Source organism: Gilliamella sp. wkB7 (assembly GCF_001693435.1).
GTDB classification, from domain to species: domain Bacteria; phylum Pseudomonadota; class Gammaproteobacteria; order Enterobacterales; family Orbaceae; genus Gilliamella; species Gilliamella apicola_N.
In genome coordinates this window covers 688,011-712,700 of record NZ_CM004509.1, presented here as the reverse complement: position 1 = coordinate 712,700, position 24,690 = coordinate 688,011, and the positions used below count along the sequence as shown (strand labels likewise).

General features: G+C 33.0%; 20 protein-coding genes. 17 read left to right on the top strand and 3 right to left on the bottom strand.

Annotated features, from left to right (window positions below):
• Positions 1-70: 70 nt before the first annotated feature.
• From A9G17_RS03035 to gapA, 7 genes are all read left to right on the top strand, one after another.
• Complete coding sequence (locus A9G17_RS03035; RefSeq protein ID WP_065737440.1) at positions 71-283, top strand: helix-turn-helix transcriptional regulator; 213 nt, start codon at positions 71-73, stop codon at positions 281-283.
• The gene (locus A9G17_RS03030) at positions 283-1,344 is read left to right on the top strand and encodes a hypothetical protein (RefSeq protein ID WP_065737439.1); all 1,062 of its coding nucleotides are present in this window, start codon (positions 283-285) and stop codon (positions 1,342-1,344) included. The genes A9G17_RS03035 and A9G17_RS03030 overlap by 1 nt, the downstream gene beginning before the upstream one ends.
• Positions 1,345-1,440: 96 nt before the next feature.
• Complete coding sequence (locus tag A9G17_RS03025) at positions 1,441-2,169, top strand: hypothetical protein (protein WP_065737438.1); 729 nt, start codon at positions 1,441-1,443, stop codon at positions 2,167-2,169.
• Between the two features lie 5 nt (positions 2,170-2,174).
• Positions 2,175-3,935 (top strand): ATP-dependent nuclease, encoded by a 1,761-nt coding sequence (locus tag A9G17_RS03020; RefSeq protein ID WP_065737437.1) that lies wholly within the window; start codon positions 2,175-2,177, stop codon positions 3,933-3,935.
• Between the two features lie 13 nt (positions 3,936-3,948).
• Complete coding sequence (locus A9G17_RS03015) at positions 3,949-7,056, top strand: UvrD-helicase domain-containing protein (RefSeq protein ID WP_176714246.1); 3,108 nt, start codon at positions 3,949-3,951, stop codon at positions 7,054-7,056.
• Positions 7,057-7,520: 464 nt separating this feature from the next.
• Positions 7,521-7,694 (top strand): hypothetical protein, encoded by a 174-nt coding sequence (locus tag A9G17_RS13045; RefSeq protein ID WP_176714245.1) that lies wholly within the window; start codon positions 7,521-7,523, stop codon positions 7,692-7,694.
• Between the two features lie 1,124 nt (positions 7,695-8,818).
• Positions 8,819-9,814, top strand: coding sequence for a glyceraldehyde-3-phosphate dehydrogenase (gene gapA / locus A9G17_RS03010; protein WP_025315031.1), 996 nt, complete (start codon positions 8,819-8,821; stop codon positions 9,812-9,814).
• A gap of 140 nt (positions 9,815-9,954) precedes the next feature.
• On the opposite strand, the gene cspE is transcribed toward gapA, so the two are convergent.
• The 3 genes from cspE to yjgA form a co-directional block, all read right to left on the bottom strand.
• On the bottom strand, positions 9,955-10,164 hold the full coding sequence (gene cspE / locus A9G17_RS03005) for a transcription antiterminator/RNA stability regulator CspE (protein WP_065619463.1): 210 nt from the start codon (positions 10,162-10,164) through the stop codon (positions 9,955-9,957).
• Positions 10,165-10,571: 407 nt separating this feature from the next.
• Positions 10,572-11,102, bottom strand: a complete 531-nt coding sequence (gene ppa / locus A9G17_RS03000; protein ID WP_065602219.1) for an inorganic diphosphatase — start codon at positions 11,100-11,102, stop codon at positions 10,572-10,574.
• A gap of 65 nt (positions 11,103-11,167) precedes the next feature.
• Entirely contained in the window at positions 11,168-11,704 is a 537-nt protein-coding gene (yjgA, locus tag A9G17_RS02995; RefSeq protein ID WP_065737435.1) for a ribosome biogenesis factor YjgA, read from the bottom strand.
• A 77-nt stretch (positions 11,705-11,781) separates the two neighbouring features.
• Between yjgA and pmbA the strand changes: the two genes are divergently transcribed.
• From pmbA to A9G17_RS02950, 10 genes are all read left to right on the top strand, one after another.
• Positions 11,782-13,134, top strand: coding sequence for a metalloprotease PmbA (pmbA, locus tag A9G17_RS02990; protein ID WP_065737434.1), 1,353 nt, complete (start codon positions 11,782-11,784; stop codon positions 13,132-13,134).
• A gap of 6 nt (positions 13,135-13,140) precedes the next feature.
• The gene (locus tag A9G17_RS02985) at positions 13,141-14,931 is read left to right on the top strand and encodes a SulP family inorganic anion transporter (RefSeq protein ID WP_218059742.1); all 1,791 of its coding nucleotides are present in this window, start codon (positions 13,141-13,143) and stop codon (positions 14,929-14,931) included.
• Positions 14,932-14,957: 26 nt separating this feature from the next.
• Positions 14,958-16,172: a CinA family nicotinamide mononucleotide deamidase-related protein gene (locus A9G17_RS02980; protein WP_176714244.1), complete on the top strand. Its 1,215-nt coding sequence runs from the start codon at positions 14,958-14,960 to the stop codon at positions 16,170-16,172.
• Positions 16,173-16,309: 137 nt separating this feature from the next.
• Complete coding sequence (rpoZ, locus tag A9G17_RS02975; protein ID WP_025315037.1) at positions 16,310-16,600, top strand: DNA-directed RNA polymerase subunit omega; 291 nt, start codon at positions 16,310-16,312, stop codon at positions 16,598-16,600.
• Between the two features lie 19 nt (positions 16,601-16,619).
• A complete protein-coding gene (gene spoT, locus A9G17_RS02970) occupies positions 16,620-18,728 on the top strand; it encodes a bifunctional GTP diphosphokinase/guanosine-3',5'-bis pyrophosphate 3'-pyrophosphohydrolase (RefSeq protein WP_065737433.1) in 2,109 nt (702 codons plus the stop codon).
• Between the two features lie 5 nt (positions 18,729-18,733).
• The gene (gene recG / locus A9G17_RS02965; protein WP_065737432.1) at positions 18,734-20,824 is read left to right on the top strand and encodes an ATP-dependent DNA helicase RecG; all 2,091 of its coding nucleotides are present in this window, start codon (positions 18,734-18,736) and stop codon (positions 20,822-20,824) included.
• 643 nt (positions 20,825-21,467) lie between these two features.
• Complete coding sequence (gene lptM, locus A9G17_RS12795) at positions 21,468-21,608, top strand: LPS translocon maturation chaperone LptM (RefSeq protein WP_081301649.1); 141 nt, start codon at positions 21,468-21,470, stop codon at positions 21,606-21,608.
• A gap of 11 nt (positions 21,609-21,619) precedes the next feature.
• Positions 21,620-22,870 (top strand): diaminopimelate decarboxylase, encoded by a 1,251-nt coding sequence (gene lysA / locus A9G17_RS02960; RefSeq protein WP_065737431.1) that lies wholly within the window; start codon positions 21,620-21,622, stop codon positions 22,868-22,870.
• Positions 22,871-22,997: 127 nt separating this feature from the next.
• On the top strand, positions 22,998-23,822 hold the full coding sequence (gene dapF, locus A9G17_RS02955; protein WP_065737430.1) for a diaminopimelate epimerase: 825 nt from the start codon (positions 22,998-23,000) through the stop codon (positions 23,820-23,822).
• 132 nt (positions 23,823-23,954) lie between these two features.
• On the top strand, positions 23,955-24,689 hold the full coding sequence (locus A9G17_RS02950) for a DUF484 family protein (RefSeq protein WP_081301648.1): 735 nt from the start codon (positions 23,955-23,957) through the stop codon (positions 24,687-24,689).
• The last annotated feature ends 1 nt before the right edge of the window (position 24,690 follow it).

The following is a 24,690-nucleotide window of genomic DNA, read 5'->3' as shown; positions in this document are numbered from 1 at the left end:
TTTTGATCTTGTAAATGACCACCGTTGGAATTGCATGGTGCGATTCCTTAATTGGAAAAGGTCAATCAAGATGACAGTCATTTTTAAATTAAAAACGGTATGTGACATTACTACATTATCAAAAGCAACAATTTATCGGGAGATTAAACAAGGAAAATTTCCTGCACCAATTCAATTAACAAATAGAAGTGTTGGCTGGTTAGAAACTGATATTAATGCTTGGGTGTTATCACGAAAAAAAGTTGATTTAACTCGTTCATCAGAAGTATGGAGGGGTGAGTAATGAATAACTTAGTAAGTACTATCCCTAAAAAAAATATTGATTTTGGGAAGAATTATATTGAAGTTTTGGATAATGTTTTTACTGGTCATAAAACAACGTTAAGAGTAGATAAGTTATCTTTTACCAGTGAGCCTAAAAATAGAGAAAATCTGACGGGTTCCCTTAAAAGCTTAAAAAGCACATCAAAATATAAGGTTGAGCATTACGAATCGACAGGAGATATAAGTAAGCTTTATACAAGAACTATTGAAATATCATCTAAAAAGAACAGGAATATTGGTCTGATTATTCATTACAAACCAAAGGTTAAAAATATTAATTTTATTCGGTTTGAACTATCACCACAGCATATTAAACCTAAAAAAATGGCTTATTTAATCAATTTTTTGGCAAAGCCAGTTCATTTAGGCGATGAGATATTTAATTTATTAAAAATTGCCAAAGTTACTCGCATTGACATTGCATTAGATATATATGGTATATCTTGTTTTGACTATTACTTTGGTTTAGATAAAGCAACAAAGGGCAAACTTTATCCAAAAGAAACAAATAATGGTTTTGGCGGTGTAAGATTAGGAAGCTACCTTTCTAATTTACACATTACTGCTTATGATAAGGTTTTTATAAAAAAAAGCACACTGACGCTTGATGTAGTTAGTAATGAAATATTTAGGTTTATGAGAATCGAAGCAAGGATAAAACCCAAATCACAGGATGCCCCATTACTGTCAGATTTGTTTTTTGTTGAAAATTTCCCTAATCCGTTTGAACGATTAAGTATTTATCCGTTGAGTATTAAGGAACAGTTATTTAAACATCGCTATTTTTGTGATTTATTGGATAAAATGACGATTCCAGAAGCACTTTGTCATCTTGAAAAAGGATATGGTAAAGACTGTATCCGTAAAATTTTACAACAAAATAAAGTATGTGTATTTGATAGCAAATTGCTTTGGGAGCGTGAAAAAATGTTGTGTATGCAACTGATTAGCCCATTACAGCAACCCGCATATTGGGATAGAGTCCAGTGGAGTAAATTTATTTCTAAGCTAAGGTGCTAGTAGTACAAATATATTATACTTTAGTTATATATGAATTAATATATAACTAAAGTAAAATTTAAGTTCAATTTTTTGTGTTTATAAAAGGTTAACAATATGAGTTTATTATCCAAGGCTTACTACAAAGAAAAAGGAGGGCAGCTAGTTACCCCATCTCAATATGAGGCAAATAATCGAGCCAATGATATTGAATATCCTGCATTATGTATCTCCTGCAATGAACCGTTATTTTCGTATGGTGTGAATAGCCCAAATGTTACAGAATGTTTTAAACACCATAAAGCAACTAATATAATTCATAAATGTCCATTGCATAGTTCATCAGCTAGAAATGGTTTTTTGGATCGGACACCTTTAGATATTGAAAATGGCATGTCATTACGTAATGAGTTTTTTAAAAAAGAAAATCTGCTTTGTGCTTATGAATTATGTCATAAAATTAAAGGTGGAAAAAGTGGATGTTTATCTCAAAGTGAATTCATTGACATAATTCAAGCAGCTGATGCAACAGGTATATGGAATTATAAGGGAATTAAGCTATGGGGGATCATGATTATTCTTTTACTTAAATCTAATTACTCATTTAGTAGTGGAATACAGTATTACTACAAATTTAAGCGTAAAAAAATACGTAGAAAATGTCCCGAAAATGAATGGTGGAATGATGTGATTTTACAGCCATGTTTTCTTGAGAATAACAAAGAAGTTGACGAAAAATATAAAAAATGTATTCCTTTTTCTGAAAGTTGGTATCAAAAACAAATTAGTACTCGGCATTTCAAAGAAGAGCACGCAAAAATAATTTTTTCTTATTTTAAGGTCTAAAGTATATGTATTTATCTAAATTGATAATAAAAAATTTTCGTAAAATAGAATATGCGGAATTTAATTTTGTTTCAGGTTTAAATGTCATTTTAGGGCCAAATAATATTGGTAAAACAGCAGTTGTTGATGCTTTAAGGTCCCTTTTGGCTGGTCATGAAGACCCTTATCCTCGATTGTCTATTGACGATATCCATCGAATTGATATGAAACCTTGCAGTGACAATATAGAGTTTAATTTTATATTTAGTGAATTAGATGAACAAGATGAAGCTGAGTTCCTTAATGCCTTAGTTCCAATAGAAGAAAACAGGTTTGAGGCGCACATTAATATTCGTTATAGTCTAATAGATGAAACAGGTAAAATGCGTATTAAACGCTGGAGTGGTAAACTTGAAGATACACCAGTAACTATAGATATGTTAGAAAGCCTTAAAGGAGTCTATTTGCAGCCTCTTCGAGATGCTTCATCAGGCTTAAAACCTAATCGTAACAGCCAGCTAGCTCGTTTAATGCGTTTATATGGTAAACAGGATTTAAAAGGTAAAGAAAGTGTAGAAACATTAATTAAGAGGTTCGAACTTTTATTAAAACGACGATCACCAGTAAAAAATACTGAACAATCTATATTAGAAAGGCATAACTTAATGCTTGGGAAACAATTATCTCAAGCATTACAATTAGATGTAAGTGGAACAACCTATGAGCAATTAACTTCTAGATTATCAATGTTAACTAATGGATTTGATATAGATTATAATGGATTAGGGTATAACAATCTTATATATATGGCTGTAGTCCTTAGTGAAATGATCAATGATCCTAATGTCATTTATCGAGGCTTAATAATAGAAGAACCAGAAGCACATTTACATCCTCAATTACAAGTTATTTTGTTAGAGTATTTTAAACAGATTCAATCTAACAATATCCAGTTATTTATTACAAGTCATTCATCTAATTTTGCTAGCTTAGCAAAACTCAATTCTTTAACGTGTATGATTGAAAATAACAACAAAGTTAGAGCCTTTTCACCTAGAAATATTAAATTTGATACATCTAAAACTGAACATAAAAAAAAGTTGTATAAACTTGAACGATACTTAGATATAACTAGAGCAGAGTTGTTTTTTTCGCAAAAAATAATATTAGTAGAAGGGGCTGCTGAATTAGTGCTTGTTCATTCATTAGCTAACTTTACTAAAAATAAATTTAATTTAAGAGAACATGCAATTAGTTTGATTAGTGTAGATGGTTTAAATTTTGATTGTTTTATACCATTGTTCTGTGATGATGGATTAACTATACCTGTTAGTATTATTACCGATGCAGATCCTGAAAAAATCAAAGGGTTAGATGGATATAAATATTCTCAATACCCAAAATTAGGTGAAATAGTTACAGTTTCTAATAACACAAATAGGTTAAAAGCTCTAGAAAGTGATTTAATCAAGGTCTTTTACGGAGTGAAAACCTTCGAGTATGATCTTGCATTATATGAAAACAACCGAACTATAATGTTAAAAGCTTTAAGTGAGTTACATCCTAAAATAGCGAATGACTTAAAAGATAAGTTAGATCCAACAAAAAGCAATGAAGAAAATGCTAAAATTTTGTTTTGTGGTATGTTTGAACGTGAAAATGGTGATAATATTTCAAAAGGTCGATTTGCTCAGTCTTTAGCATATATATTAGCTGATCTAGACGATATAGATTCATTTACTGTTCCTGAATATATTGAAAATGCGTTAACTCATGTTTGTGTTTGAGGTAAAAATTATAATGGAATTATCTGAACAACAACAAATAGTAGTAGATTCGGAACCCGAATCAATGTGTATTATTGCATGCGCAGGTAGTGGAAAAACAGAAACTGCAATACAAAAATTGATAAAATTACGTACAAGAATGGCTAATCATAGAGGATATATAGCTTTACTCTCATTTACCAATACTGCTATAAAAACCTTTAGAGAAGGATATTATGGTTCAGTTCAGAAAAATATTGATAGATTTAGTAATAGGGTTTGTATAGAAACTCTTGATAGTTTTATCACTAAAAATATTTTACATCCTCATTCATTTCATGTAATGGGTTGTAAATCATCTCCTTTTTTGATTTCTGGAAAAGAAGCTTTTCTAAAAAATAGTAGTTTTACATATTGGTATGAGACAAAGTTGGGCAATAAACAACCTGTACCCAGAGAAGATATAAATAACGTTACTATTAGAGTAAAAGATAACAAATTGAAGTTTTTTTATAGAATACACAATGAGTTATTTTCTATAAATAATGGTGTTGATGTAACTAAACGTTTGGCTAATATTGGTGCATATACTCATGAATTAGGTAAGTTTTGGGTTTTACAAACCCTTGCGAAAAATAAAAATCTATTATCTGCAATAGTTAATCGTTTTCCTATTATCATTGTTGATGAAGCTCAAGATATTGATCTTATGCACGGATTAATATTGGAAACTTTACATAAAGCAGGAAGTAAATTAATATTAATTGGTGATCCTAATCAAGCAATATTTGAATTCTCAGGAGCGGATGGTTCGTTTCTTACATCATTTAGCGAGAAAATAAAGAATAGTTACTCGTTATCAACTAATTATCGTTCTATTCCAAATATTGTTTTAACGGCGAATTCAATTTCTAAAAGAGATGATACCGCATACAGACAACAAGAAAATGCTGATTATGGCATATATTATATATTGTATAATGAAAATCAAACTGAAAATGTGATAGATAATTTTATTTCAAAGGTTGATTCAATAGGAATGAATCTTGATAATTCTGCTGTTTTATATCGGGGTTGGTCTGGTATTGACAAATTATTAAAGGTAAAAGAATTAGGGCAAGGTAAGACTAAACAATTAGCTTTGGCAACGATAAAAAGAGATAAAAATAAAAATTATAAAGAAGCTTTTGATATTGTTGTTTCTTGTTTATCTGGACTGTTAATTTCATTACCTATTAATTTCGTTCAAATAATTAATACTGATCCTGAGTTTAAACTTTTAAAAAAAATGATTTGGACATTTGTTCGTAATCCACTGACAGGATTACCGTCAGGAAGTTTATTAGCGAAAAAACAATGGCATCCAATGCTAAAATCTAACATCACTAATTTATTAACTGAAATAGAAAAAAATTATGGATATGAAACTGATGGCATGATTGGTCATATTATATCTTCAAAAAAACTTTCAGAAGAAGCTTTGATTGCAGATTCTGATTTATTGAAAGGTGATGGTAAAAAAAATATACGAATTGATACAGTTCATCAAGTAAAAGGAGAGAGCCTTGAGGCTGTGTTATATATGCCAAAAGAAAAAAAGCATTTAAGAGAAATGATGAATGGTACAGAAACTGAATTAGGTCGTATTGGTTATGTAGCATTAACTCGAGCTAGGAATTTTTTTGTGATTGGCATTCCAAATAAATGGCATAAAGAATTTGCTAAACAACTTTTGGATTTAAATATAAAACCTTTATCAATTATTGACAAGAGGCTAAGAATTGATAGATGTTATTTGTGTGGAGAGGAGTTCAATCAATTATCAGTTGTGGATCATCGTGAACATATCATACAACAGGCAATTGGGGGACAATTGACTGGTGATAGAATTTTATGTAAAGATTGTGGAATTCTACTAGGGAAAGGGATTGATAAACCATTCTCTGATATATTTAAAAATATATCCAGTCTACTTGATATTCGAAAAGATAGAGAGTCTAGAACAAAAACAAAATCTATAAAAGGTATAATTATCAGTGAAATAGATGAATATGGAGTAAATGTAAAAGGAATAGAGGTGGTTTGGAATAATTTTAAAATTACACCTGTTAAGCCATTTTATCGATATATTGAGAATGGAAAAAAATTAATTATATATGCGAGTAAAAAGCAGTTACCAAAATATATTAAGAAGGTTGAGAGGGAAATTAAAAATAATAAACCAGAAATAATAAAGTGCCATAATATTAAAGCGTTAGTTGAATTTTCATTTCCAATGAATAGTGAACATTTTAACAGAGGAATTGCAAAGATTGCGATTGGTTTTGCTTGTAGTCAAGGTATTTTGAGAGACAAACTACCACTAGTATTAGATTTGAATGTTAATTTATCTAATAGAATTAAAGAAAAAATAACATTAGTACAATATTATCCATTGCAGATTATTGACTCGATAATAGAAAGAGAGAAATCAGAAATTAGGAATTTCCCATCTCATTGTTTGATACTGTTTACCACGTTAACAAAACCAACTAAATTGGTTTGTTATATTGAACTTTTTTCAACATTTCAGTGGTATGTAATTCTCAATAATGACTATCAAGGAGAAGAAATATATAAATACTATTTCCAATCACTTAAAAAATTAGATGATTATCATTTTGAGCCAGATAGAAGGTATTACAAAGAACGAAAGATGCACCTTGACCAATTAGGTATTACTGAAGATATGATAGAGACTGCATTCCGTAACCAGAAAGATGGAAAAGAGAAAATGTCAAAAGAGGAGATAGAATATAAAATAGTTAAAGAGGAATATATTAAACAGAAATATAAAGTTGATTTTGAAGATCAAGTCAAAGTATTTGTTCGTTTTGCTTCACAAAAATTTTTATCTAAAAATAAAAAATTTAATGAATATATTAATTTTTATATAAATTTTAAATTATTTTACCCTACGATGGATGAAAGTGACTTTAACATCAACAGTTATAGGCGATTCTATAGTAGAGGTGAAAGTTACAGGGATTATGTTAATGATTCATATGTTCTATCAAAAGTGGATCCTGATAAAATGAGTAAATATGCCAGTTTTAAGTATAATGAATTATTAACTTTTATAGAAAATCAGATAAAAAAGTAAAAATTCTCGAAATAATGATATGTATAAATTTCTTCTCTTTATTATTAATATCCAGTTAAGATGATTACTCAATGAATAATAATGAATTAATAAAACTAAATTGGTTTCATAGAACTAATTGTTAACCATGTGAAAGTGGATATGGCCGCCCCTACTAAACCGAAAGAGCCCAAATGTACGTACAGGTATTTTTTTACCCCTAATTTAACTATAACGAAGAATGTGGGTAATAATATTGCTCGGGTATCTCTTAACAGTAATATATAAATATTTAATTCTATTCATGACCAAGAAAAAAAGTGAGAAACGAAGGCTAGCGGTTATAAAAAATAATCCAATATCTATGTATACATCTAATGTACAGTATGACTATTGATTGGATTACTGGAGATGTCCTTCGTATCGCTTTATTTAAAGATAGTTAACCATTACGTAAAAATATTGATTTCTTGAAGTAAATGTTAATGAAAGAAAATTATCTTTCTGAAGATCAAGGAATTAAAATAGTACTTCATTTATCAACTAAATATCATATTGAAATGATTTGTGTTGAGGCTAAGAGATTAGATTTTGATGTTATATTGGGATGCCAAGTTTATAGACAATCAAAGTTTGGAGAGAAATTAAAACAACCGTAGTTATCCATATTTTATGAATCTAAAATATCCTCACCTAATTGGAGTATTATAGATAAATTAACTAAGTGATAATGGTAGTATTAATTGATTAAGTATAACAAAAAGTATAACAAATCATTTTCTTTGATAAAAATCCATTAAAAATCAAATTAACCATACAAACGCATCATTGGAGTGTGGTTGTCAAAATTGTCTTCGTTTATCATGGCGGTATTTCTTTTTTATTTAAAGTTCAGGCGATTACTGTATTACACTATCTAACTTTCTACAAAATCTAAGATTTTGCTATTTTTATGGTCGGTTACTGCAATAACGTTCAATTTGTGATATACCAAAAGGTATAATCAATAAAGATTATGCAATTTAATTGTGTACTAAATCATAGATAATAAGCGGTTATTATAACCTATTATTTAAATGGTTTGTATAAATACAAAATAGGTGGTAATAAGTTGATATTCTTGGTTGAACCTTGTGCTTGTAATAGTCAGTTATATTACTGAAAGTTATAATCACTAGGTAAGTTTTTATAACTTTAAAACTTCTGTTTTAGCGATTGTAATCAACAATTTTAATTCGAAGTTTTTAAGTTGCATAATCAAATCCACATAAGGGTTTATTTGCTGATATAAAAAGCCAAGAGTCAATGTAAGTCGCTATGTTGTATAAACGTCAATATGAATTGCGTATTGTGAGATCTAAACTTTGAAAGTATTTTGAAAATCCTTACATATGATCTTACCTCATTTATTTCAAATTTATCTTTACCATTTAAAGTGAAAGATTGAGCATTTAAATATAATTATTAAGCAATAATAAGTACATAGATTAATAAAGTGCATAATTTATGCAGTATAGGTGAACAATGGTCATGTAGTTGAGTCAGCCGTTACTATTGTTTTAATTTTAGGTACTATTTTTTGCTTCTTTATTTTGTCAGGTCGAATGTTTTGAATAAGTAAATGATTTTATTGCCAATCATCTTATTCCAATAATTTTCCGTTAAAACTATTTAATGAATTAGTGTCTAAATTGATCGAATGATCTTGAATAAACCGTTAAAATTTGATAGTTTACAGCAAAGATTTTTTACATTTAAAAACACAAAAAAGAAGGTAATTGTTATGACAATCAAAGTAGGTATTAATGGTTTCGGCCGTATTGGTCGTATTGTTTTCCGTGCTGCTCAAAAACGTTCAGACATCGAAATCGTTGCTATCAATGATTTATTAGATGTTGAATATATGGCTTATATGCTTAAATATGACTCAACTCACGGTCGTTTCGACGGTACTGTTGAAGTTAAAGATGGCAAATTAGTCGTTAACGGTAAAACTATCCGCGTTACTGCTGAAAGAGATCCTGCAAACTTAAAATGGAACGAAGTAGGTGTTGATGTTGTTGCTGAAGCAACAGGTCTTTTCTTAGATGATGCAACTGCTCGTAAACACATCCAAGCTGGTGCTAAGAAAGTTGTTTTAACTGGTCCTTCTAAAGATAGCACTCCTATGTTTGTAATGGGTGTTAATGATAAAGACTACGCTGGTCAAGATATCGTTTCTAACGCTTCATGTACTACTAACTGTTTAGCGCCTTTAGCTAAAGTTATCAATGATAACTTTGGTATCGTTGAAGGTTTAATGACTACCGTTCACGCTACAACAGCTACTCAAAAAACTGTTGATGGCCCATCTCACAAAGATTGGCGTGGTGGTCGTGGTGCTGCTCAAAACATCATCCCATCTTCAACTGGTGCTGCTAAAGCTGTAGGTAAAGTTATCCCTGAATTAAACGGTAAATTAACTGGTATGGCTTTCCGTGTTCCTACTCCAGACGTTTCTGTAGTGGATTTAACTGCGCGTTTAGCTAAACCAGCTAAATACGAAGATATCTGTAAAGCTATCAAAGCAGCTTCTGAAGGCCCAATGAAAGGTGTTCTTGGTTATACTGAAGATGCAGTTGTTTCAACTGACTTCTTAGGTGAAGTTTGTACTTCTGTATTTGATGCGAAAGCAGGTATCCAAATCAGCGATACTTTCGTGAAACTTGTTGCTTGGTATGACAACGAAGTGGGTTATTCTAACAAAGTATTAGATTTAATCGCTGTAGTTTCTAAATAATAGAAGCAATTCTGCCTATTTCAATAAGCGGCCTTTGGGTCGCTTTTTTATTGCAAGATTGTTATCAATTTATAAATGCAATAAAAAGCCCATTTGGTTTAATGGGCTTTTGCATTCAAACTAATAAAGAAATTAGTTGGTTAAATAACAACAACTTCAGCTGCTGCTGGTCCACGAGGGCTATCTTGGATAGCAAATTCGACTTGTTGACCTTCAGCTAAAGTTTTAAATCCGTCGCCGGAAATAGCTGAGAAGTGAACAAATACGTCCTTACTTCCATCGGTAGGGGTTATAAAACCGAAACCTTTACTCTCGTTAAACCATTTTACTTGGCCAGTTTTCTTATTCATTTACTAGACATCCTAACAATAATTAATAATTTGCCTTTAAGGCACGAATAGACCTTCACTTAGTATTATTAATTCAACTCAAAACTAAAAATATGATTAATGTTACATAAAAAAAGTTAATCGTTTTCATAATAAAATACTGCGTTGTAAGTCTGGTACTATTACCGCATAAATTATAATCGAAAGCAAGGTTTTAATGACAATTTTTTAATCTTAGAGTGCCGTTTTATATAAATTTTTGTTTAAAATAAATTTAATTTGATATAAAACAATTAAAACATGACAAAAAAATTATATTTATTTCGAAAGTCAAAGTTCACTCAAAAAAAAGAGTCACTAAACATTTTTTAGCGACTCTTTTTTTTAACGTTTACTTAATATAAATTTTGTAAATTTTTTATTTAAGTCTATTTTTTGTTAGCTCTTTCGAAAGATTCGATAATTTCTTTACGAGCCGCATCTGCGTTTTCCCATCCATCAACTTTAACCCATTTACCTTTTTCGAGTGCTTTGTATTGTTCGAAAAAGTGTTTGATTTGAGATTTAAGTAATTCTGGTAAATCTTCAACATCTTTAATATGGTCATATTCTTTTGAAAGTTTAGTATGTGGTACCGCAACTAATTTAGCATCTTCACCCGATTCGTCAGTCATTTTTAATACACCAACAGGACGACAACGAATAACTGAACCTGGTTGTAATGGGTATGGAGTTGGGACTAATACATCAACAGGGTCACCATCAAGAGATAATGTGTTATTGATATAGCCATAGTTACATGGGTAAAACATAGCTGTAGCCATAAAGCGGTCAACAAATATCGCGCCAGTATCTTTATCTACTTCATATTTGATTGGATCTGCATTGGCAGGAATTTCAATCACAACATAAATATCATCTGGTAATTCTTTACCTGCTGGTACATTTAAAAGTCCCATTTTTGTATCCTCTATCTAGGTTAATAATAGTTTAGTTCATCAGTAATGAGCGTACATTATAAAACTTATTCTGTATCGCTCAATTCTTTTAAATATTGAAAAATTTGTCTTGCTGTTTTAGGTGGCTTATTGGATTGTAACTCTTTTTTGGCTAAACGAGCTAAAGTACGCAGTTGTTGCCTGTCAGCATTAGGGTATAAACCAATAATGGTTTCTGCATCACCTGTTTCAATAAGTTCATCGCGCAATTTTTCTAATTTATGAAATATTGCTACTTGTTGATTATGGCGATTTTTAAGTTTGTTTAGAGCAAGGGTTATCGGTTCGATATCTCGACTGCGAAGCAACTTGCCAATATATTGAATTTGTCTTCTATAACCTTCTTTTTTGATTTTTTGCGCTAATTCGATAGCGTAAAGTAAATCTTCATCAAGAGGAATTTTAACAATTTCATTTTTACTTAGATTAACTAGCTCAATTCCGAGTTTTTTAAGTTCTTCAGCATCTCTTTTGATTTCGCTCTTACTGACGTAAATGATCTCATCTTCGATCTCGTCGACAGCTAAGTTTGGCTCTTTGATTGTCTCTTGATTTTGATTCATATGATTTCTTTTGTTAACTAAAATGCAATTCTGGCTTATTATAACGTATCACTAGCAGAATTGTAGAAAATAATAAAATGAGTATAGAACAAATCAAAAAAGACGCTTTAACCCAAAAAGAAAATTTATCCGCTATTGTTGCTCATGCTATTGAGCAAGCTAAACCAAGAGTTGATTCGGTTGAAGTTTCAATTAATCAATCCACGGGTATAAGTATCAGCACTCGTATGGGTGAAACTGAAAACGTAGAATTTAATAGCGATGGTGCATTAGGCATTACGGTTTATCAAAACCAACGTAAGGGAAGTGCATCAACAAATGATTTATCCCCGCAGGCGATTGCCCAAACCATTGATATGGCCATCAACATTATGCAATATACTTCACCCGATCCTTATTCTGGTTTAGGTGATGTAGATTTGATGGCATTTGATGCACCTGATTTAGATCTGTTCTATCCAAGTGATTTGAATGTCGATAAAGCCATAGAGCAAGCCAAACAAGCAGAAGAAGCTGCTTTAGCCTATCCCGAAATCATTAATAGTGATGGCAGTTATTTTGGAAGCCGTTATGGTATTTATATGTATGGGAATAGCTTGGGTATGTTGAATGGTTACTGTGCAAGTTCTCATTCACTATCTTGTTCAGTTATTGCAAAACAAGATGAACAAATGGAGCGCAATTATGCTTTCACTTCATCACGGGACATTAACAATCTAAAATCACCACTATGGGTCGGGCAACAAGCTGCCGAAAAAACGATTTCCCATTTAGGGGCGAGACAAATTGAGACCATGCAAGTCCCCGTTCTGTTTTGTGCGGATGTAGCGGTCGGATTAATTAGACACTTAGTGAGTGCGATAAGTGGTGGTGCAATTTATCGTAAATCTTCGTTTTTGTTAGATAGTGTGGGTAAAACAATATTCCCATCTTGGTTAACTATTTTGGAAGATCCTTTCATTTTAAAAGGAATTGGTTCTTCACCATTTGATAGTGAAGGAACAAAAACCGTTAAACGTAATATTATTGAGCAGGGTATTTTACAAACTTATTTATTGAGTAATTACTCAGCCAGAAAATTAGGTCTAAAATCAACAGGACATGCTGGGGGGATACATAATTGGTTAGTCTCATCAAGTCAAACAGATGCAGACTTTAATGCTATGTTAGCCAAATTAGATAAAGGTGTGGTTGTAACCTCTTTAATGGGGGATGGTGTTAATAATGTCACGGGAGATTATTCACGTGGAGCCACTGGATTTTGGGTGGAAAATGGTCAAATCCAGTATCCAATCAATGAATTTACGGTTGCTGGTAATCTCAAAGATATGTATCAAAATATCGTTGCGATAGGGAATGATCTTGAAACAAGAAGTAATATTCAATGCGGATCAATTTTAATTGAAAACATAAGTATAGCTGGAAGATAATAAAACATGCAAAAAGTGGAAAACAAAGGGATATTACAAAAAATAGCATTGTGGATGCCAGGATTAATCAGTTTATTGCATTATAGACGGGAATATTTTAATTCTGATATAAAAGCAGGCTTATCGGTCGCGGCTGTTTCGTTACCTGTATCAATTGCATATGCTGAATTAACGGGAGTAGGTGCTATAGCTGGATTATATTCAACCATTTTACCCCTTATTGTTTATGCACTTTTTGGCTCTTCCAAACAACTTATTGTAGGTCCAGATACCGCAACCTGTGCGGTAGTTGCAGCCGTTGTTTTTCCTTTGGCGGCAAATGATCCCATCTTACGTTGGCAACTGGTTATATTGTTAACCATTATGATTGGAATATGGTGTATTATTGCTGGTAAGTTGCATTTAGGGGCGTTAGCTGATTTGCTCAGTCAACCGATTTTAATTGGTCTACTTAATGGGATTTCAATCACAATTATCATTGATCAGTTGGCTAAAACATTAGGTTTCTCTTATGACTTTTCATACTTAATTGAACGAGTCGTGTATTTACCTTTTAAAATCTCTGAAATCCATATTTTAACTGCATTGGTCTCGTTTTTTACTTTACTCATACTCGTTGCTTTGAAAAGATTAAGGCCTCGCTATCCAGCTCCGCTTTTCGCTGTAGTGATAATGACCTTTTTTTCATGGTTATTTAATTTTGAATCGCACAGTATACGTATCATCGGTCAAGTTAGTGGTGAATTTATACCTGCTGAATCATGGATTGGCTTTGATAAATCAAAAATGCGAGATTTAGTGGTTCCATCATTGAATATAGCGGTTATCTGTTTTGTTAGTATGATGATAACGGTTCGTAGCTTTGCCTCTAAAAATAATTATGAAACAAACGCAGATGTAGAATTTAGAGCATTAGGTATGGCAAATATTGTAGCAGGATTATCACAAGGATTTGTGGTCAGTGGCACTTCATCGCGTACTGCGGTTAATGATGCCAATGGTGGTAAAACTCAGCTTGTTTCAATTATTGCTGCGATATTAATTGGTTTTGTGGTTCTGTTTTTTCTGTCGCCTTTACAATACATTCCCACTTGTGTATTAGGGGTGATTTTAATTTACTCTTCGCTATCTCTTATTAATTTCCAAACTATATTTCGTTTTTTCAAGTTTGATCGCGATGCGTTTTACTTAAGTTTAATCACGTTTATTTCGGTGTTATTGATTGGCATTATCCCAGGTATGGCGCTCGCAGTGTTGTTAGGACTCTTTCTGTTTTTACGCCGTGTTTTCAGACCAAAAGATCAACTTTTAGGGATGGATGATAGTGGTCGCATTCACTCTTTAGGTAAAGAGGTTAAACCACTAAAAAGTACAATTATTTATCGATTTAATTCCCCACTCACTTATTTCAATATTGCATATTTCAAGCGAAAAATTATAAGTTATATTGACGAGTCAGAAGAGCCAATAAACTACGTGATTGTAGATGCGATTCCTTGTTTTACTTACAAAGATGTCAGCGTTTTACTTGGTATTGAAGAGTTAGTTAAATCTTTAAAGGTTAGGAATGTTATTTTGATCCTATCTGGTAGGCGAAAAACACTCAAAAATTGGTTTAAACAGATGAATATACAGCTTGATGAAGAGTATATTGAATTTGCTTATGATCTCTATTTTTCAGTCAGGTTAGTGCAAAGTAAAGAACATATAAACAATGACGAAGACGATGTGAATAGCATAGAACATATAGACAATAATGATGAAGAAGATGTAGATAGCAAAGATATTGATAATTGATCATTGCGTGGTTTATGGGGTATTTTATGAATAAAAAAATAATTAAGATCGAAATGCTCAGTACTGGTGATGAGGTTTTATATGGGCAAATAATTGATACCAACGCGGCTTGGTTGTCTGAATTGCTTTTACAGGAAGGCATCTTAATGACTTCCAGACACACGGTTGGCGATGATTTAACTCAACTTATTTGCACACTTAAACAACATAGTTTAGATAATGATATTATTATTGTAAACGGTGGTTTAGGACCAACAAGTGATGATTTAAGTGCACAGGCAGCAGCTTTAGCCAATCACGAATCCCTTATATTGCATCAAGAGTGGGTGGATAAAATTGAGCAATATTTTTTAAGCCGTGGTAAAACGATGTCACCAAGTAATATAAAACAGGCGATGTTACCCCAAAGTGCTACTTTAATTGATAATCCTATGGGAACGGCATGTGGCTTTAAAATGCAGATCAATCAGTGCTTTTTATATTTTACTCCTGGTGTCCCGAGCGAATTCAAAGAAATGGTTAAAACCTCAATTTTGCCTGAAATTAAATTAAGGTTTCCAACATTAGAAAAGAAATTATGTTATCGACTGATGACCATGGGACAAACAGAAAGTGATTTAGCAACGAAAATTGATAACAAACTAAATATACCAACTGATATTGTGGTTGGATATCGAGCAGCAATGCCAATGATTGAACTGAAATTAACGGGTTCAGAACAACAAAAAAATAAGATGGATGAGTTATGGCAACAAATAAAATCAATTGTGGCTAACAATTTCTTGTATGAAGGTGTTTTAACTCAACATGGCGATCTAGGCTTAGCAATGCTTGTTTCTAGAATTTTAATCGAAAAAGGACAAACAATCGCTGTTATTGAACAACAATCAGCAGGCGTTATTGCTCAGCAATTATTTGAGTGTGAAGCTCCGCTGGTTAAGTCGGAAATCGTTCCATTGTTTCCTGAGGATTCTAAAGACTATTTTTTAGACACATTAACTAAAAATAGGGCTGATATCGTACTTGGGCTAGTTAATTTTAGAGAAAGGAATACGGAATTTACTTTGATCATAGCTACGTCACAGCAGTTTTTAAAATTTAATTTGAAATACACAGGTCGACAACAGAATCGTCACATCACTCAAAAAATTCTTTGTGCAATTGCTTTAGATGCTTTACGCCGCTATTTTGAAAACATGCCAATTATTGGTACGAATGTTTGGTTAGATTTGATTGAATAACGATTGATAGTTTTTTGTAAAAAATCCAGCTAGCTTGGGTTTAAAAATAATATTAATATGGACAATTTGCTACAAAATTAAGTACAATAATAGATCTTTCAAATAAAGCAATTTAGTAAAACAAATTAGAGGTAAAAATGGCTCGTGTAACTGTCCAAGATGCAGTAGAAAAAATTGGTAATCGCTTTGATCTCGTTTTAGTTGCAGCAAGACGTGCTCGTCAATTACAAATTGAAAATAAATCGCCATTAATTCCAGAAGAAAACGACAAGGAAACCGTTGTTGCGTTACGTGAAATTGAAGATGGCCTTGTCAACAAACAAATTCTTGATACTGCTGATTTCCAAGCTCGTCAAGATGAAGAAGCGGAAGTTCGTTCTGCACTTCATGAATCGATTCTTCTTGATAATACTCCCTCGTACGAATAAATTCTGATGAGAATTGCTTATGCAATATTTTGATGGTTTAAAAGAGGTTGTCACATCTTATCTTCCAGCTAAACAAGTTGAAATTATTCAAGATGCTTATCTCTTTGCTCAAAAGGCGCATGACGGGCAATTCCGATGTAGCGGTGAACCTTATATCACTCATCCAGTCGCGGTTGCGACAATTTTAGCCGATATGCGACTGGATTATGAAACAATCATCGCTGCACTCTTACATGATACTATTGAAGACACACCTGTCACCTTTCAAGATATAACGGAAAAATTTGGTAAACACGTTGCTATCTTAGTTGAAGGTGTTTCTAAATTAGATAAATTAAAATTTCGCAACAGACAAGAGGCACAAGCTGAAAATTTTCGCAAAATGGTTCTCGCCATGACCGAAGATGTACGCGTTATTTTAATTAAACTTGCTGACCGTACCCATAATATGCGAACACTGGGCTCATTAAGACCCGATAAACGCCGTCGCATAGCAAAAGAGACATTAGAGATTTATGCTCCTTTAGCACATCGTTTAGGTATTCATCATATTAAAACTGAGCTTGAAATATTGGGCTTTACCGCGATGCATCCTAATCGCGCAAAAGTTTTAGAAAAAGTCGTTGATGTCGCTCGTGGCACCAGAAAAGAACTTATTAAGCAAATTTTGTCAGAAATTAGAGGGCGTTTAGCTGATGCTCATATTGATGCAGTCGTGGAAGGATTAGAAAAAAATATCTATGTGATTTATCAGAAAATGCAAATGCGTGAACAGCATTTTCACTCAATCATGGATATCTATATTTTTCGCGTTGTCGTTAAAGATGTTGATGCCTGTTACCGAGCTCTGGGTTTAGTACATAATCTATATAAACCACGTCTTAATCGTTTTAAAGATTATATTGCCATTCCTAAAGCCAATGGTTACCAATCGTTACATTCATCGTTAATTGGTCCACATGGTACCCCAGTAGAGGTGCAAATACGCACTGAAGATATGGATCAAATGGCTGAAATGGGTGTAGCTGCTCATTGGGTATATAATGAAAAAGATGAGATTACGCATACAACAGCCCAAATTAAGGCTCAACGTTGGATGCAAAGCTTATTAGAACTGCAACAGAGTGTTGGTAATTCATATGAATTTATTGAAAATGTGAAATCGGATCTGTTTCCTAAAGAGATCTATGTCTTTACGCCTAAAGGCCGCATTGTTCAATTACCTGAAGGGGCAACAGCCGTTGATCTCGCTTACGCAGTCCATACTGATATTGGTCATCAATGTATTGGTGCAATAGTTGATCGCAAACCTTATCCGCTATCTCAGCCATTAAGTAATGGACAAACGGTTGAGATTATTACTTCACCTGAAGCTCGACCTAATGCTCGCTGGCTCAGTTTTGTGGTGAGTTCCAAAGCTAGATCGCGTATTCGTCAAGCGTTAAAATCGTTAAAACGTGAAGATGCTATGGTGCTAGGGCGTCGATTACTCAATTTAGCACTAGTTAACACAGGTGGAATTGAAGATCTTACTGATCAACAGATCAAGAAAATTTTACAAATTACCAAATTACAATCCTTTGATGATGTGTTGGCTGAAATTGGTTTAGGTAATATTATGAGTCACTTTATCGCCAAAGGCTTAAAGCATAATGAATTATTGCAGGATCAATCTGATCCGAGTTCAACTTTAGTGATAACGGGAAGTGAAGGTGTTTTAGTTACTTTTTCTAAATGTTGTCATCCAATACCTAATGACCCTATCATTGGTCATGTGAGTACAGAAAAAGGTTTAACTGTACATCATGAATCTTGTCGTAATATAACCGGTTATCAAAATAATCCTGACAAGTATATTCCTCTTAAATGGGCGACAAATATTGATCAGTTTTTTGTTGCTGAAATTTGGGTAGATATCTTAAATAATCAAGGATCATTAGGTCATGTTCTTTCCATCATAAACGATGAAAAAGCTCATTTACAATGGTTAAATACGGAAGAAAAAGATCGACAAATTTATACTATTATCTTACAAATTGAAGTGAAAAACTCTCAACAACTCAATGAGTTAATACGAAAACTATCTTTACAACAAGATGTTGTGAGTGTGACTCGCAATATCAATTAATTATTATGGTAAACCGTTTTTTCAATCACATTCCATTAATTAAATTAAGTGGAATTGGTAGTAGTTTAGAAAAAAAATTTCATGCCCTTGGTATTGATACCATTCAAGACTTATTATTCCATTTTCCCTTACGTTATGAAGATCGCTCTTCATCATGTGCCATTGGTGATGTAGCTATTGGCGAACATACCACGATTGAAGGTTGCATTATAAAAACCGAAGTGATCTTAAAACGCAAACAAATGTTAGTTTGTCATATACAGGATGAATCAGGCATAGCGATATTGAGATTTATGAATTTTAATGCTGGTATTAAAGCAAGTTTGGCTCAAGGAAAATGGGTAAGTGCCTACGGTGAAATAAAAAGTGGAAAAAATTATCCAGAAATTATTCATCCACAATATAAAGTTAAAGCGAGTCGTGAAGATAATGCCTTAGCCGATGCAAGTCAGGAAAGATATACCCCTATATATCCGACAACCTATGGGTTAACTCAAAATGTGATTCGTAAGTTGATTCAATCTGCTTTATTACTGTTAAAACGTAATCCTCCTGCTGAGATTTTACCTCCTCAATTAGCGAGCCATTTTTTACCCGCGTTAGATTCATTAAATATCATTCATAACCCACCAATTGATACCGATATTAATCAATTAGTTACTGGTGAGCATTGTGCGATTAAACGATTTATTTTTGAAGAGTTACTTGCTTATCACTTAAGTATGTTGCTATTGAAAGTCGATAATCAAAAGCAACAAGCTTATGCCATGCATACAAGTCAGAAGTTTATAAACCCTTTTTTAGCATCATTACCTTTTAGTCCTACGAATGCTCAGCAACGTGTCGTTGGGGATATTTATAAAGACATGGCTAAACCTATTCCGATGATGCGTTTAATTCAAGGGGATGTGGGTTCAGGTAAAACTTTAGTTGCTGCATTGGCGGCATTAAATGCCATAGAAAATAATCAACAAGTTGTCTTAATGGCACCGACCGAGATATTAGCGGAACAGCACTATAACAATTTTAAACAATGGTTTGAACCTCTTGGCATAACTGTGGATTGGTTATCTGGGCGTTTAACTGCAAAAAATAAAAAGCTGCGTTATGAAGGCGTACAAAGTGGCAATATCACTATGTTAATTGGTACGCATGCTGTTTTTGTTGATAAAGTGGAATTTGCAGCTTTAGGCTTGGTGATTATTGATGAACAGCACCGCTTTGGTGTTAATCAGCGATTAACATTGTGGGAAAAAGGTATAAAAGAAAGTATGCATCCTCATCAGTTAATTATGACGGCAACACCGATCCCAAGAACGTTGGCAATGACTGTCTATGCTGATTTAGATGTCTCGGTGATTGATGAGTTACCGCCTGGCCGCACGCCTGTTACAACGGTCGTTATACCTAATTCTAGACGAGATGAGATTATTGAAAAAGTCAATCAAGCTTGTTTAAGTGCACGGCAAGTTTATTGGGTTTGTACCTTAGTTGAAGAGTCAGAAACACTTGATGCCCAAGCTGCTGAAATATTAGTTGAGGAATTGCGTGAGCGATTACCTAATTTATCCATAGCGTTAATACATGGCAAAATGAAATCAGATGAAAAGCAGTTAGTCATGCAAAACTTTAAAGCAGGTAACACTCAACTCTTAGTTGCAACAACGGTAATTGAAGTTGGTGTTGATGTTCCCAATGCAAGTTTGATGATTATTGAAAATGCTGAACGACTGGGATTAGCTCAATTGCACCAATTACGTGGGCGAGTCGGTCGGGGTAGTGCCGTTTCTCATTGTGTTTTAATGTATCAAGCTCCACTTAGTAAGGTCGCTCAAGCCCGAATGAGAGTCATGCGTGAAAGCAATGATGGTTTTGTTATTGCCCAAAAAGATCTTGAAATTCGTGGTAGTGGTGAAATTTTAGGGACTCGTCAAATGGGTGTGGCAAACTTTAAAATCGTTGATTTAATCCGTGATCAACATCTGATTAGTGAAGTACAAAAAACATCTAACTATCTACAACAAAACTACCCTCAAGTTGCCCAGCAATTAATAGCTTGTTGGCTTCCAGATCGTCAAAAATACATTAATGCTTAGTGCTAAACGATTATTTATTTTTTAAGCTTAATCAATCAGATTAAATATAACTCTAATACGACTGTTCTTTTTATAAATAATTTTTTTTAGAAATTTTTTTGTAAAAAAGTTTCAGGTAACACCTACGTTTCAGTAAAAAATGGCTGGGATAATGGTATGAGTCGTAATGATCTAACGTTAAATGCTCGTATTTATCAGTAAAATCAGACGTATTAAAAGATCTTTTTTTTGACTAAATAAAAGTAGGTTTGTAAAAAAGTTTCAGGTAACACCTACGTTTCAGTAAAAAATGGCTAGGATAATAGTATGAGTTGTTATGATCTAATACTATATGTCACATCTATCAGTAAAAAAGACCAGTGTATGGATTGTTAAATAGCATTCAAAAAAAGTGATCAATATAAAATAATTGGATACGCCCATTTTTTAATTGATGTCGTTATAGATCGGTTCATAAAAACTCATTTGATCCAAAAAATTAAAAATTAGATTGAATATTGCAACCTAACTTAACATAAGTAAACAAATGAATATTTTTGATATCAAAGTAATATATAACGATTTGATTATTTATGCTTTGCACGGATATGGCTATCGTGTAATATAGTCGGCATCATACAAATGAAATAATTGTGAATGTTCTATGAAATCATCTATAAAATTACTTTCTATACTTTTAGTTACATTGACATTATTGGGGTGTGGATTGAAAGGGCCTCTTTATATGCCGGCTGAAAACCCAACAGCATCAATGGATTCGTATTCAATTAACCAAACATCATAACGGAATAGCTTATGGATTTTCTACATTATCAAAACGGTCAATTATTTGCTAGTCAAGTCGCCATATCTGATTTAGCTGAGCAGTATGGTACACCACTATATGTCTATTCATCAGATTATATCACTAAACAGTTTTTAGCTTATCAACAAGCTTTAACCGATACGAACCACTTAATCTGTTATGCAGTTAAGGCTAACAGTAATTTATCCGTATTAAAACAATTGGCAAATTTAGGCGCAGGATTTGATATTGTATCTCAGGGTGAGTTGGAACGCGTGCTAAAAGCGGGGGCAGATGCTAACAAAGTTGTCTTTTCTGGTGTGGCAAAATCAATTGTTGAAATTGAACGTGCACTGACAGTGGGTATCAAATGTTTTAATGTTGAGTCCGAACCTGAGCTTTACCGAATCAATGATATTGCTAAAAGATTAAATAAGATTGCAGCAATATCGTTAAGAATTAACCCCGATGTTGATGCCAAAACTCATCCTTATATTTCAACCGGATTACGTGAAAATAAATTTGGTATTAGCTATCAGTTAGCGTTGGATGTGTATCGTAAAGCCCAATCATTATCGAATATCAAAATAGCAGGCATTGACTGTCATATCGGTTCTCAGTTAACTGAATTATCGCCATTTTTAGATGCTGCTGATCGTATTGTGGCATTAGTTGACGAATTAAACGCTAATGACATTAGTATTGAACATATTGATTTAGGTGGTGGACTTGGTGTTTGTTATAATGAGGAAAAAACCATATCACCTTTACAACTTGTTACTGAGTTGAAAAAGAAATTTGCCAAATACACTAATGTTGAGCTTCTCTTTGAGCCTGGTCGTTGTATTGTGGCCAATGCGGGACTATTAATTACAAAAGTAGAATATACTAAGCATCAAGATGGTAATCATTTTGCAATTGTGGATGCGGGTATGAACGATTTAATTAGACCAGCCCTATATGACGCTTGGATGCGAGTTTTACCAGCAAAAGAACCAAAATCATCAGATGAGACCTTGATATATAATGTCGTCGGCCCAATTTGTGAATCAAGTGATGTATTGGCTCATCAACGTGAGCTTTCGGTTCAACAAGATGATTTGTTAGTGGTTTGTAGTGCTGGTGCTTATGGATTTAGTATGGCATCGAATTATAACAGTCATCCAAGACCTGCAGAGGTGATGCTAATTGGCGAGCAACAACATAAAATTATTCGCCAGCGAGAGTCATTTGACGATTTATGGCGAGGTGAATCTCTATAATAAATAAAATTTCTGATGATTTAGAAATTCAGTGATAGGGTTTCATTCATCAGTCATTGTGATGAACCTTATTAGGTAATATAACTCAATAGATAATTATGTTTTTTTCAATAGAAGGTAGAAATAGATGAACTTTTCAAAAATGCATGGACTCGGAAATGATTTTATGGTCATTGATGCGGTAACCCAAAATGTTCATCTTTCGACTGAAATGATTAAACGTCTTGCTGATAGATATACTGGAGTTGGTTTTGATCAACTTTTGATTGTTGAGCCTCCTTATGCTCCAGATACCGATTTTCATTATCGAATTTTTAATGCTGATGGTAGTGAGGTTCAGCAGTGTGGAAATGGAGCTCGTTGTTTTGCGCGTTTTGTTCGCTTAAAAGGTTTGACTAAAAAACGTACTTTAAAAGTTAGCACGATGAAAGGTAATATTGTGTTAACTGTTAACGATGATGAGACGGTAAGAGTCAATATGGGGCAGCCTACTTTTGAGCCGAGCAAAGTACCATTTAAAGCAATCAAAGAAGAAAAAACATACATCATTCGTGCCCAAGAACGCACAATATTATGTGGCGTTGCTTCAATGGGTAATCCGCATTGTGTTCTTCAAGTGGATAATGTCATTACCGCAGAAGTAGAAAAATTAGGTCCATTATTGGAGTCGCACGAACGTTTTCCTGAACGAGCCAATATTGGTTTTATGCATATTATCGATCGTAATAATATCAATTTACGCGTATTTGAACGTGGTGTTGGTGAAACTCAAGCTTGTGGAACTGGGGCATGTGCTGCTGTCGCGGTTGGTATTAATCAAGGATTGCTTAACAGCAGAGTTAAAGTAAACCTGCCTGGGGGTAAGTTAGTCATAGAATGGCAAGGAGCAAATAAACCGCTTTACATGACAGGCCCCGCAACGCATGTTTACGATGGATTTATTGCGATTTAAATTTGGTTTGATAGTAAAGTCGATTAGTAAAATTTCATTTTTGGTTAATAAATTATTTAAAAAAACTAACTATTATGATTTTAAGTAATTTTTTAGCCTAGTGTGTCATATCGGTTATAACAGAGATTCAGCATGGTTGCTAAAACAACACAATCTTATAAAACAAAAAATACAAAACCAACAACTCGTAAAATGAAATTGAATGATGAGATGGTTAGTCAATATTTGAATGACAATCCAGATTTTTTTATTAGAAACGCAAGTCTTTTTGAAAATATGCGCATTCCTCACCCAATTAGAGGAGGCGTTTCACTCCCTGAATGGCAAATGGCAAGGCAGCGCAATAAAATTAGTCATCTTGAGGCTGAAATAACTTTGTTAATGGAATATGCGCGTTCTAATGAATTGTTGTTTAATCAATTTATGGATCTGCAAATTCAAATATTTAAAGCTGATGATCTTGATGAATTGGTACAAATATTAAAAAATTGGGCAAAATCGTTGGGTCTTAATGGTGCTTATTTATATCTTTTTGATGATAAATGGTTAATTAACGCTCCTTCAAAATATCAACACTATGCTTTAAATCGTTCAGGTTTTGATTTTATTCGAGTTAGGCATCTACAATACAGCAACCAATATCTAGGTCCATTAAATACTACTGAACTAGATTTTTTATTATCTGAACGTAATTATATCGGTTCTGTTGCTTTATCCTTATTAGGACAATTTGGTGATTTGGGGATCTTAATGTTTACCAGTTCTGATCCGCATCATTATCAAGAAAAACAAGGTACACTATTATTGGAAAAAGTGAGTCAACTATTACCTATATTAATTGAAAAATGGGTTATGCGAAAAAAATAAG